Raw genomic sequence first — 12,377 nt, 5'->3', positions numbered from 1 at the left:
TCCGGCTTTTAATAGTATATATTTTATAAAATACTTAAAGCACTATGAACGCGAAAAAACTGTTTTGGATTCTCTTCTTGCTCAACCTGTTTAATTATATAGACAGGCAAGTGCTTTATTCCGTTTTTCCCCTCTTGCAGGCGGAACTGCATTTAAACGATGTGCATTTGGGGGCCTTGGCTTCCGCGTTTATGCTGGTATATATGTGTTATGCGCCATTTGTGGGTTACTTTGCAGACAGAACCCCGCGCCAAAAATGGATTGGCGCAAGCGCGCTTATTTGGAGTGCGGCCACCTTGGCTTGTTCCGCCGCCAAGGGCTATATTTCCCTGCTTTTTACGCGTGGGATGATAGGCGTAGGGGAGGCAGGCTTTACTACGTTAGCGCAGCCGTTTTTGGCTGAGTATTTCCCCAAAGCAAAACGTGCCACCGCCTTGGCCTGCTTCGGGCTTGCGCTTCCGGCCGGGAGTGCGCTTGGCTACCTGTTAGGCGGGCTTATCAGCCAACATTGGGGGTGGAGGACCGCCTTTATGTTGGCGGGCGTACCGGGCCTGTTTTTAGGCTTTTTGGCCCTTACCCAATTACAGGACAACCGCCGCTTACCCCAACAACCTGCCGAAATTCCGCATTTTAAAAACTATTTGGCCTTACTTAAAAATAAGCCCTTTTTGTTTATTTGTTTGGCGCACGCAATGATTACGTTTATTATCGGCGGACTCTCTGCTTGGATGCCCACCTATTTGCACCGTTATTTGCAAATGGATGTGGCGAAAGCGGGCGTGATTTTTGGCGCGCTGGTTGTGGTTTGCGGGGCGGCGGGGACCTATTTAGGTGGGAAAAGTGCCGATAAACTGCTAAACTTTTCGCACAAGGCCTATTTTTGGGTAATCGGCCTGGCGTTAGCGGGAGTATTGGCTCCGGCGTGGATAGGCATACAAACCCAATCCGCGGGCTGGGCCCTTATCTGCTTTGGACTGAGCATTATTTGCTTATTTCTGCCTACGGGACCGGTGGCGGCGGCTCTGGTATCGGCCACGCGCGCCCCGGTACGCTCTATGGCGTTTGCCGTGAACATTTTTATTATTCACGCGCTGGGCGATGCCTTATCCCCGGTGCTTATCGGGCAAGCGTCCGACGAGTGGGGCTTAAAAGCCGCGGTACTCTTATGCTGTTTGGCCGCCGTGCCCGGAATTTTATTTACTTGGCTGGCGGCCTCATACGAACGACGGGAAACTAACCCTTTTTAACCATAGTCAAATCCGCAAAATACCCTTATACTATCAGTAGATGTAAGGGGGAACCAAAGCAGCAGGGGGATACGGTTGCTGTGGTTGGCGCCGCAGCCGCCCGGTTGATGCACCAAACCAAAGAATACTTATGTATTAGGCCATTAAGGGAAGACATTGCGTCTTCCCTTTTTAGTTAAATTGCTAACTTTTCCAGTTAGTTTACCGCATCAAAACCGGCCTGCAAGGCCTTTTTGTTCAGTTCCAGCATTTCCGGCTTCGCGCGTTTATAAACCTTCTTCATTGCGTGCGCCACGCTTTCCAGCGTAACCGCACCCGTCAGTTTAATAAAAGCGCCCAACGCCACCAGGTTGGCAATGCGGTCCATCCCCAACTCCTCGGCAATTTTGTTGCAAGGCACGCACACCACTTTAATATCAGTGCGGGTGGGGCGGGAATTAATCAGCGAACTATTGATAATCATCAGTCCGCCTTTTTTGAGCAAGGGCTCAAACTTAGGCAAGGACGGCTCGTTCATTACGATAACCGTATCCGGCGCGGACACAATCGGCGTGTAAACCTCCCCGTCCGACACTACCACGGAGCAGTTGGCCGTACCGCCGCGCATTTCCGGCCCGTAGGACGGAAGCCAACTGGCGTTCTTTTTGTTCTCCACGCCCGCCTGCGCGAGCAAAATACCGGCGGAAATAACGCCTTGTCCGCCAAATCCGGCGATTCTAATACCTTGATACATTATTTCGCCCCCTCGTCTTTAAATACACCCAACGGGTATTGCGGCATCATTTTGGTGCGCACAAATTCCAACGCCTGCGGCACGCTGGCGTGCCAGTTGGTCGGGCATTGGGAAAGCACTTCCACCATAGAGAATCCCACCCCGTTTACTTGGTTTTCAAACGCTTTTTTAATCGCTTGTTTGGCCTTCATTACGTTCTGCGGGCAGTCCACCGCCACGCGGGCCAAGTATTTGGAGCCTGTAATCTGCGCGAGCATTTCGCACATATTAATCGGCCAGCCCTGCAATTTGGGGTCGCGGCCTTTGGGGGCGGTAGTAGCCACTTGGCCGACCAAGGTGGTCGGGGCCATTTGGCCGCCCGTCATACCGTAAATGGCGTTATTGATAAAAATGACGGTAATGTTTTCGCTGCGTACGGCGGCGTGTACAATTTCGGCCATACCGATAGAAGCCAGGTCGCCGTCGCCCTGATAAGAAAACACAATCGCCTGCGGTTTGGAGCGTTTTACGCCCGTGGCAATAGCCGGGCCGCGTCCGTGCGCGCCCTGCACCATATCGCAAGCAAAGTAGGAATCCGCAAACACGGCACAACCCACCGGGGCCACGCCGATTACACGGTCCGCAATATGGAGTTCGTCAAACACTTCGCCCATTAAGCGGTGCACAATCCCGTGCCCGCAGCCGGGGCAATAGTGCATCGGCAAGTCAGTTAAACTGGCGGGTTTTTTGGCTAAAATGGTCATAAATCTATTTGCCTCCTTTCAGGTCGCCCTGCATACCCAGGGTGGTATCACGCTGGCAGTTGTAGGTAAACCCGGCGGCGTGTTCCTGCAAATCAAACAAGCCGTCTTTCTTGCCCGTAAGCGCGGAGCGCACAGCGGTCAAAATAGTGGAACCGTCCGGCTGGCCCCCGGCGGGGTAAGCGTTTAAATAAACGGGCGTTTTGCCGTTTACAGCCAGTTTTACGTCCTGCACCAACTGGCCTAAACTCTGCTCCACGCACAACACGGCCTTGGCCTTGGAGGCTAGTTCCGCCAAGCGTTTGGACGGGAACGGCCACAGCGTAATCGGGCGGAAGAGACCGACTTTTAAGCCTTCCTCTTTGGCCTTGTTTACGGCTTCCAAGCACGCGCGGGAGGACAATCCGTACGCTACCAACAACACATCGCAGTCTTCGGCGTCGCGTTCTTCCCAGCGGGCTTCGGTTTGTTCAATTAAACCGTAGCGTTTGGCGCGTTCCACCACGTCAGCGATTAAATTATCGCCCTTGTAGGAGAAAACATTATTCTTCTTTTTGCCGTTTTTGTTGATATCCACGGCCCAGTCAAATTTGCCCAGTTTATTGGGGTCAATGGGGTCAAAATTAAAGGACATACTTTCCATCATTTGGCCCAAAATGCCGTCAGCCAAAATCATACAGGGCATACGGTATTTCTCGGCAAGTTCAAAACCCAGTTTCGGGAAGTTGCCCAACTCTTCCACGGAGTTCGGGGCCAAAACGATAATGTGGTAATCCCCGTTACCGCCGCCGCGGGTGGCCTGGAAATAATCCCCCTGCGCACCGGCAATACTGCCTAAGCCCGGGCCGCCTCGCATTACGTTTACAATAAGGCAAGGCAAATCGGCGCTGGCCAAGTAGGTAATACCTTCCTGCTTCAAACTCACGCCCGGAGAGGAAGAAGACGTCATACTGCGGGTGCCGGTGGAAGCGGCGCCGTACACCATATTGATAGCGGCCACTTCGCTTTCGGCCTGTACAAACGAACCGCCGGCGTCGGCCATATTGGCGGACATAAATTCCGGCACTTCGTTTTGAGGGGTAATCGGGTAACCGGCAAAGAAGCGGCAGCCCGCGCGGATAGCGCCCTCGGACAGGGCTTCGTTGCCTTTTCTTAATGTTTTTTCGGTCATAGGTAAAAAATCCTCAAATCGTTATTCTTTAATTACCGTAATGGCAATATCGGGGCACATCATATAGCACATCTTGCAGCCGATGCAGTCCTGCGGACGCTCCATAACGGCAGGGAAATACCCTTTTTTGCTAATGGTTTTGGCTTTGCCCAAGCATTTCTTCGGGCAAGCGCTGACGCACAAATAACAGGCTTTGCATCTGTTGGCGTCCACTTCAATTCTTGGCATAATTCTCCTGTGGGTCCGGGGGTAGAACCGGAAAAACCCATATATAAAGTATATGACTTTTAGCAGTGCAAAGGCAATAATAAACGCCCCTAATTTTGCTACAATAATTTAACGGCAAAAAAACCAGATTTGTTTGAAAAAGTTGCCCAAATCCCGCAAAAAAGCGGATGAATTGGAAGCGTAAAAAAATATTTTATCGTCGGAGAGCGCAAAAACATTGCCGAAGCGGCTTAAATTTTGTATTATATTTAGGTAATGCCGAGGTAGCTCAGTGGTAGAGCACCGGTCTGAAAAACCGGGTGTCGACAGTTCGATCCTGTCCCTCGGCATTTTCCTTTTGTTAAAAGCCCCGCCAAAAGCGGGGTTCTTTATTATAGTCCGAATTGTAATTGTCATTCCCGAGTGCCGTAGTCGGGAATCTGTTGTTTGATATTGGCGTTCCCTTACGACACGACAGATCCCCGACTAAAACCTTCGGGGATGACAACTTAATAAGACGACTACCATTAATAGCACGCACACTCATCATTTTCTGGAATATTTAACAATTTAGCGTAGTCAAAACTAGCAGGTCTATCAGCAGGATGGGAAGACTGGTTCTGCGAAAGAACCAATGTGCCATTGCAACCGCCTTGATTGGGGGTGGCTTCGTAGTAACACAAACAAACCTTCTCTTTCTTATAGGCAGCAGTGGGCCCGCAATATCCATTCCAAGGGTCGGCGGAATAGAACGTAAAATTTTCAGTTTCTGTTGGTACGGAAATATCCAATTCATCCAAATCCGGATTATCACCTCCGGATAATATATATACATCCTTGGCTTGTTTTATGGTTTTTAAATTGATAATTGCTTCCGTGAAGCGAGCCTTGGTTACAGCCTTTTCATACTGCGGCAGGGCAACCGCCGCCAAAATACCGATAATTAACACTACCACCAACAATTCTATTAACGTGAAGCCTGTTTGCTTTTTCATCTGAACGCTCCTTTTTATCAGGCTCCGCACATAAAAAACGGCTGTTTGCACGGAGCCGCAAAGAGGTAGCCCCACACAACAGCCGTGGTTTGCCGCCCCAAGGATGGCAAACACTCGGCCCAAAAGCAAAAGGGTAATTAGTCCTTTTATTTTTGGGCCTAAAACGACTGTTTTTGGCCTCTTTGCGTACCGCCTAAGCGGTTACACACCATATCTGCTATGGTTCCAAAAACAGATTAAATTTTTTACTGCTTAAAAATTTCCTCCTAGCGCAACTGAATCAGCGCAAAGTGCAGGTATTCCGTTTCCGGCATACCAATAAGCACCGGGTGATCCTTGGCTTGTCCGCGCAGTTCCACCAGCACCGCCTTGCGGCCCGATTTGCTCACACCTTGGCGGATAATATCCACAAACAGTTCGCGCGAAATGTGGTGCGAACAGGTGGAAAACGCCAAGTATCCGCCCGTTTTAATGCCCTCTAAGGCCATTTTAACGAGTTTTACATAAAGCCCCACGGCCTGCGGCAAGGCCTTGCGGCTTTTGACAAAGGCGGGCGGGTCCAACAGCACCATATCGGGCTGGTCGGGCAGTTCGCCTTTCTTCATCGCCGAGAGCAAGCGTTCGGCATCGTCGCGGTGGAAGACCACGCGGTCGGACACGCCGTTTAACTCCGCGTTATTTTTGGCAAATTCTACCGCCGCGGCGGAAGAATCGCACCCCCACACTTGGTTGGCCCCGGACAAGGCGGCCGTAATGCCAAAGGACCCAATGTAGGAATATAAATCCAAGACCAGTTTATCTTTAAAATACGGTTTTAAAAATTCGCGGTTTTCGCGCTGGTCAAAATAAAAGCCCGTCTTTTGTCCGCCGCGGATAGGCACAATATACTTTACGCCGTTTTCTTCAATTTCCACGGTTTCCGGCACTTCGCCAATGATTTCGGGCGTATTAGTCAGCCCTTCCAACGCGCGGAAGGCGCTGTCGTTCTTGTAATAAATGCCTTTGGGCTTAAAAATCTTTTGTACGGCTTTGGTAATTTCGGGCTTTAATTTTTCCATACCCGCCGTCAATACGTCCATTACTAGCACATCGCCGTAGCGGTCAATTACGAGGCCCGGCATATTGTCAGCCTCGCCATAGCACATACGGCCATATTTGCGCACGCCAATTTCCTTGCGGTACGCATAGGCATTGTCTAAATTTTCAAATACAAAATCTTCCGGCAGTTCTCCCTCGCCCTTCATCAGCAGGCGCACGGCAATTAAACTGTGCGGGTTAAAACAACCAATCCCCACTTGTTTGCCCTCGTGGCTGATGACGCGCACCAGGGAGCCCGGTTCAATAGATGTATCCAAGCCGTCAATTTCGTTGGAAAACACCCACCAATGGCCCGCGAGGAGCCGTCTTTCTTCTTTTGCTTTTAATTTAATTTCAGTCATATTAGTTTTTGGAAACCTCTTCCACCGGCGTAACCGGCAATTTGGCCGCGCACAGCGGGCATTCCTTAGCCGTAAAGGTTTGCATCGGGTAAGACAAAAGCGAGCGAAGCGGCACGGACAAAGGCAAATACCCCATAGAGCGGTCCACAATCACGCCCACGCCAATCACATTTCCCCCCAGTTTGCCCACCAGGTCAATGGCTTTGTTAATTTTGCGGCCGGAAACGGCCACATCGTCCACGATGAGCACATTTTCGCCCTCTTTTACGGTAAAGTTATGCTTTAAAATCATTTCGCCGTTATCGTCGCGCGAGGCAAAAATCGCGCGCACACCGCGGGCGCGGGCCACTTCCTGCGCCAAGACGGAATCGGACGGCGTAAGCGCCATAATGACGTCGGCGTGTTTAGTAAATTTATCCGACAGCGCCCCCGCAATCTTCTGCGCCAAATTGGGGTGCTGCATTAACAGCGAAGTTTGAATATACGTCTGGCTGTGAAACCCCGACGGCATTACGAAATGTCCTTCTAAAATGGCGCCGTGTTCTTGCAACAGGCACAGTACGTCCATATTATTTCTTGGCATTAAAATCTCCTTGGATAAATTTAGTTGCGGCACTAAAATCTGTCGGCACACCCTTTTCCTGGGCGGCGCGTATGGTGTTTCCTGTTTTTTTGGCGCGCAGCATTTCCAGTTTGGGCTTTAACATTGAAGACGACACCCGAAACGCCAGCGCCGGGTTGCCCGATTCGTCCGTCAAGTTTTCGGCCAATGCCCCGGAACGCGAGGTATTGGTAAACATCGTCCATATTATGATATCAAAATTTTCGTCCACCCAGTTAGTCCACCCGCTGACCGCGGCCGAAAGAGTGGGCCCCACCGTATAGGCGTTGTTAATCGTCATCGGCCCTTTGTTAAACTCTACCGAGGCGGCCATATCGGTAAACGGCACGTCTTTAAGCACTTGGCCCACCTTAAAACTTCCTGCGCGCTCCATACGGTGCATAATTAAAAACGGCTGGAACGTAATATTAAGCGCTTGCTGTTCCTCGGCCCATTTTTCCATTTGGTGGATAACGCCGCCCTCCAAACGCGCGTGTAAGGGACCGGTGAGTTGCTTCATCCCGGCCTTAAAGCCCGTAAAATCAAACTCCGCGCTAAAACGGTTGCCGGACAAAACCTGCGTGGAAAAAGTATCCGCCGTCAGCGTGCCCGCAAAATTGGGCATAAAGCCGGGCAGGCGGTCGCGGAAGTTGCGCAGCCACGCCAGTTGCCCATCCACCGGGGCCTTAAATTTACCGCCGTGTTTGGTAAGCGGCACAATCACGGTTACAAAGTCGCGCACCGTTTCTATAAACGCCATCGGGTCTAAATGTTTCCAATAAATAGAGGTGCGGATTTTACGGCGGGCGCTTTTCAAATTTTTAACAGACAAATTCATTTTAAACGGCACGCCGTTTAACTCGCACGAAGCGATATTGGCGTACAAATTGCCCTTGCGCCAACTGGCGCTTAAATTCACTTTGTCAAACACCGAGCGGTCCACCGTTACCTTACCCGCCGTTGTGGCGGCGTACAAATCGGCAAAGTCTTTTTTAGCCTGGAACTCGCCGGTAACATCATCCGCCTTAAAGCCGTAGAGCAAGGCCGAAGCGTCCTTGACCTGCGCGGTAACGAGCGGAAGTGCGTACTTGCCGTCCGTATGCGTCAGGCGGCCCGCCAAGGAACCCTGGCCCGTTAGTTTATATTTGGCGATAAACGGATAATATTTTTCTTTTCCGGCTAAATTAAAGAAATTGGTGGACGCCTGCACATCGGCCGCAAAGGGGGCTTTTTCAAAATCCACCGTGCCGGAAGCGGTCAGTTTTACGTCCGCCGCATTGGCCGTCAGTTGGGTTAATTTTAACAGGCGATAGTCGTTTGTCAGCACGCCCTTAGCCGTAAGGGTGGATTTCGGAAGGGAAAAACGGCCCTTTTCGGCGTGAAAGAGGGATAAATCCTTATCCTCAAACGCGGGAATAGAGGCTTTTATATTAAAATAAGGCGTTCTTAAATTATCCAAATCCAGCAGAATATCCACAGGCTTTTGGAACAAATACACCTGTGTACGCAAACTGCGCAGGGCAAAATTCTTCCACTCAAAATCCGCAAAATTGACGTGCCCCGTGCCCTTAATTTCCATATCGGAAATATTATCCCCCCACTTATTGCGTAGCACCATTTCCGCCGAAAAGCGCGAAAGTTCGTTAAAGCGAAGCCGCTCAAAATGCAAGTTGAGCCCATACACTGCGTGCGAGAGCCCGGACGCCAAATCCTTGTAACTTACCACGCCGTTTTTGACCGTCCAGTCCTCTACGCTTACCGTAACCTTTTTGCCCGTCAGTTCGCTGGTATAGACCGAGCGTTCCTCCGGCACGCGGATTTGCGGCATATTATATGTGCCGTCCGCTTTGCGCACCACGTTAAAGCGCGGCGCGTTCAAGGAAACTTCGTCAATAATTAACTGTTGGTTTAAAAGCGGAAGCAAATTAAAGCGCAGGGTTACCGAGTCCGCCGATACAAGCGCACGCCCCGGCTCGCCGTCTGTATCCAGCACGGCAAAGCCCTTTAATTCAAGCGTATTAATAAACTTTAAATCCAACGAGGAAATGACAACCGGACGGTCCAAGCGGCGTTGCAATTCGTCCGTGATAATTTCGCTAATGTGCTGGGCGTTAAAGGTTTTTAAAAAAAGCAGCCACAGCCCGGCGCAGATAAGCATCAAAAACATAGCGGTAAACAGCACCGTGCGCAAACTTAAAATGCAGCACGATTTAAAAAACCGCCACAGCCAATGGAAAAATCCTTTCTTTTTTGTAGTTTTTTTATGCTTACCCATATTATTTGCCGGAGTTTACAGCCTTCTCTATTATATAGTTTACTATAATTCGCCAGACATTGACGGTCCCGGCTAAGATATTTTTCCCGGCCTCCGTAAGCAGCACCACTTCTGGGAACATCGCCTTTAACACCACCGCCAACACCACCAAGTTTGCCAGCGTAATCATCACGCCGGAAAACACTTTCCCGCCCGCTATTTTTAAATCGGGCTGGTCGGCCTCAAACAAGGTTTTAAAGGTTTGCACAAAGTGGAACGCGGTTAAAAAGCCGATAACAAACAAAAACACTTGGCGGTAGGGCGTTAAATCTACAAACAAATCCGTTATGGCATAAATAAGAGCCGCCGCAATCACATACAGCGGCACAAAATACGGCGCCAGCACCACAAAGGCGTTGCAGTTGTCCATTTTTACGTATCCGCTGTCCTGCCCGACGGATACGTCCTTAATGCGGTACCCGCACACAAGCGCGGCGAGGGCGTGTGTCATTTCGTGCCCAAAAACATACGGACGGGAAAAATTGTAATACCCGTAATGAATCCCGCAATAAATCAAAATTCCCAAAATAAAACTGACCGCCGCGCCGATATGCCCCAGCACGGAGCAGAAAATTTTGCCTGTTTCCACGAGCGTAAAAAACGCGGTGGGAAGCAAAACAAGCGCAAATAAAAATTTTACCGGGCGCCAAAGCATTAAAATTTCTCCGTCCAGGCAGGTGTTTTATACTGGGCGTTGGCCAAGCGGCGCGCCGCGGAAATTAAGGCGGCGGAAGCCCCGCACGGGCGCAAATCCGTTCCTAAAAAGGCACGCACCGCGCCAATAACAGCGTTTTTATACAGGGGATTGGTGCGTCCGTCCGGCACTTGCAGGGAACCTTGGTACAGCACCGTTTGCCCAAAGCGCCGGATAGCCCCGCCCAAAATTTTATGACCGTCCGCGGCCAGCAAATCGTTTTCCACCGGGTTTATAAAACAGGCGTTTGCCGTATGGTTCACGCTGGGCGCATAGGCGGAAGCGGACAAGACCTTATCAAACGGCACACTGCTTACCCCACGCGCGGCGAGTTCCGCCAAAATAAAACGGTGAAACTTTTTATAAATTTCGCTTGGGCGGTCAGCGGACGCAAACACCAAGGAAAAGGTTAAATCGTTCCCGTGAAACACCACGCCGCCCCCCGTAGGCCGCCGGGCATACGGGCCCCAAAAGGCGCGCTCCGCAAGCGTTTTTTGCACCTCGCGCACGAATTGGGAATAGCCAAACGTAACGGCGGGGCCGTCCGTCCAACGGTAAAAGCGCAGGGTGATTTCCTCCGGGCGGGTGCGTACTAAACACTCGTCCAACGCCATTTGTTCATACACATTTAACGCCGGGGCGGACAAAAGTAAATTCATATGATATATTTTACCAGTTCCAAGGCCCCCTTTGGTGCGCGGAAACACATTAGTCGTTTTTCCCCCACAGCAAAAAGGCCACTTATAAAAAGCGGCCTTTTATCAAACAGTTATACCCAAACGAGCACTTACCAGCGCAGGTTGGGTTCGCGCGCGGCGGACACCTCGTCAATACGTTTAACGCATTGGGTATGCGGAGCATCCTTGACTACTTGCGGATTCGTCTTAATTTCTTCGTAGATTTTATCCATTGCTGCCACAAACGCATCCAGCATTTGCTTGCTTTCGGTTTCCGTCGGCTCCACCATCATTGCTTCCGGCACAATCAGCGGGAAGTAAATAGTTGGCGCGTAAAAGCCGTAATCCAGCAAGCGTTTGGCAATGTCAGACGTGTGAACGCCGTTCATTTCCGCCGGGTTTTGCGTCAGCACGCACTCGTGCATACACGGGCGGTCAAAAAACGCATTAAATTTGCCCTTTAACGCGGCGCGGACATAATTTGCGTTCAATACGGCGTTTTCGGCAATGTCTTTAAGCGTTTTTCCGTCAAACTGGCGCAAGTAGCAATACCCGCGCAGGCACACGGCAATATTGCCGTAAAATGCCTTCATTTTGCCCAAACTCTTGGGCATTTTGCCGGATAAAGTGTATTTGCCGTCTTTAAGTTCCACCATCGGTTTAGGCAAGAACGGCGCCACGTGCGCCGCCGCACCCACCGGGCCGGAACCCGGGCCGCCGCCGCCGTGCGGAGCGGCAAAGGTTTTATGCAAATTTAAGTGCATAATATCCACGCCGAAGTCCGCCGGTTTGGCCAGGCCAATTAACGCGTTGAAATTCGCCCCGTCCATATAGAACAGCGCACCTGCTTTGTGCACCATATCGGCAATTTCGCGCACATCCTTTTCAAAGAGCCCCACCGTATTGGGGACGGTCAGCATAAAGGCGGCGGTTTTGTCGGAAAGGGCGGCCTTTAAGGCTTCCTTATCCACGCAGCCGTCGGGGCCGGATTTGATGTTAATCACCGTATAACCCGCCATATGCGCCGTAGCCGGGTTGGTTCCGTGGGCGGTATCGGGCACGATTACTTCGGTACGTTTAAAATCTTTACGGGCATCGTGATACGCGCGGGCCGTCATAATGCCGGTCAGTTCCCCGTGCGCGCCTGCGGCAGGCTGTAAGGTAAAGGCGGAAAGCCCCGTAATTTCCTTTAACAGTTCCTGCAAATTGTACAGCATTTCCAAGGTTCCCTGCACCGCACTTTCCGGCGAAAACGGGTGGGCAGATGTAAATTCCGGCAACGCGGAAAGTACATCGTAGGCCTTAGGATTATATTTCATCGTGCAGGAGCCCAACGGATAAAATTCGCCGTCCAAGCAATAGTTGAGTTCCGAAAGCCGCGTAAAGTGGCGCACGGTTTCAAACTCGCTGATTTCGGGCAACTTGGGCTCGCTTTTGCGCAAATAGTCCGCGGGCAAGTAATCCGCCGCGTGATTTTTAACCCCTTCAAAGCGCACGCCACGGCGGCCGGGCTGGGATTTTTCAATAGATAATTGGCTGTGTTGTAAAATTTCTTCCAT

The 12,377-nt window shown here is 50.9% G+C and carries 12 protein-coding genes and 1 tRNA gene; 2 read left to right on the top strand and 11 right to left on the bottom strand.

From position 1 onward, the window contains the following. Positions 1 to 44: 44 nt before the first annotated feature. Entirely contained in the window at positions 45 to 1,247 is a 1,203-nt protein-coding gene (locus B2118_RS02265; RefSeq protein ID WP_428052963.1) for a spinster family MFS transporter, read from the top strand. A 196-nt stretch (positions 1,248 to 1,443) separates the two neighbouring features. On the opposite strand, the gene B2118_RS02260 is transcribed toward B2118_RS02265, so the two are convergent. The 4 genes from B2118_RS02260 to B2118_RS02245 are packed head-to-tail and all read right to left on the bottom strand — an operon-like array spanning position 1,444 to position 4,119. After that, positions 1,444 to 1,980, bottom strand: coding sequence for a 2-oxoacid:acceptor oxidoreductase family protein (locus tag B2118_RS02260; protein WP_428052961.1), 537 nt, complete (start codon positions 1,978 to 1,980; stop codon positions 1,444 to 1,446). Next, complete coding sequence (locus B2118_RS02255; RefSeq protein ID WP_428052959.1) at positions 1,980 to 2,723, bottom strand: thiamine pyrophosphate-dependent enzyme; 744 nt, start codon at positions 2,721 to 2,723, stop codon at positions 1,980 to 1,982. Before B2118_RS02255 ends, B2118_RS02260 begins: the two co-directional genes overlap by 1 nt. Before the next feature lie 4 nt (positions 2,724 to 2,727). Then, complete coding sequence (gene vorB / locus B2118_RS02250) at positions 2,728 to 3,891, bottom strand: 3-methyl-2-oxobutanoate dehydrogenase subunit VorB (RefSeq protein WP_428052957.1); 1,164 nt, start codon at positions 3,889 to 3,891, stop codon at positions 2,728 to 2,730. A gap of 21 nt (positions 3,892 to 3,912) precedes the next feature. Next, entirely contained in the window at positions 3,913 to 4,119 is a 207-nt protein-coding gene (locus B2118_RS02245; RefSeq protein ID WP_428052955.1) for a 4Fe-4S dicluster domain-containing protein, read from the bottom strand. 257 nt (positions 4,120 to 4,376) lie between these two features. Between B2118_RS02245 and B2118_RS02240 the strand changes: the two genes are divergently transcribed. Beyond that, positions 4,377 to 4,448: transfer RNA gene (locus B2118_RS02240), tRNA-Phe, on the top strand. 177 nt (positions 4,449 to 4,625) lie between these two features. Here B2118_RS02240 and B2118_RS02235 read toward each other — a convergent pair. From B2118_RS02235 to gcvPB, 7 genes are all read right to left on the bottom strand, one after another. Continuing rightward, entirely contained in the window at positions 4,626 to 5,093 is a 468-nt protein-coding gene (locus tag B2118_RS02235; RefSeq protein WP_428052953.1) for a pilin, read from the bottom strand. A 266-nt stretch (positions 5,094 to 5,359) separates the two neighbouring features. Next, positions 5,360 to 6,532, bottom strand: coding sequence for a class I SAM-dependent rRNA methyltransferase (locus B2118_RS02230; protein ID WP_428052951.1), 1,173 nt, complete (start codon positions 6,530 to 6,532; stop codon positions 5,360 to 5,362). A gap of 1 nt (position 6,533) precedes the next feature. Further along, a complete protein-coding gene (locus B2118_RS02225) occupies positions 6,534 to 7,115 on the bottom strand; it encodes a phosphoribosyltransferase family protein (RefSeq protein ID WP_428052949.1) in 582 nt (193 codons plus the stop codon). Next, positions 7,102 to 9,408 carry an AsmA family protein gene (locus tag B2118_RS02220; protein ID WP_428052947.1) on the bottom strand — a complete coding sequence of 769 codons (2,307 nt, stop codon included), beginning with the start codon at positions 9,406 to 9,408 and terminating at the stop codon, positions 7,102 to 7,104. Before B2118_RS02220 ends, B2118_RS02225 begins: the two co-directional genes overlap by 14 nt. Position 9,409: 1 nt before the next feature. Continuing rightward, a complete protein-coding gene (locus tag B2118_RS02215) occupies positions 9,410 to 10,102 on the bottom strand; it encodes a M50 family metallopeptidase (protein WP_428052945.1) in 693 nt (230 codons plus the stop codon). Then, on the bottom strand, positions 10,102 to 10,800 hold the full coding sequence (locus tag B2118_RS02210; RefSeq protein WP_428052943.1) for a lipoyl protein ligase domain-containing protein: 699 nt from the start codon (positions 10,798 to 10,800) through the stop codon (positions 10,102 to 10,104). Before B2118_RS02210 ends, B2118_RS02215 begins: the two co-directional genes overlap by 1 nt. 128 nt (positions 10,801 to 10,928) lie before the next feature. Further along, positions 10,929 to 12,377, bottom strand: coding sequence for an aminomethyl-transferring glycine dehydrogenase subunit GcvPB (gene gcvPB / locus B2118_RS02205; RefSeq protein ID WP_428052941.1), 1,449 nt, complete (start codon positions 12,375 to 12,377; stop codon positions 10,929 to 10,931).

Source organism: Candidatus Avelusimicrobium stercoris (assembly GCF_002437085.1).
Classification (GTDB): Bacteria; Elusimicrobiota; Elusimicrobia; order Elusimicrobiales; family Elusimicrobiaceae; genus Avelusimicrobium; species Avelusimicrobium stercoris.
Note: the sequence above shows the minus strand (reverse complement) of the source record. Positions and strands in the feature narration are given on the sequence as shown.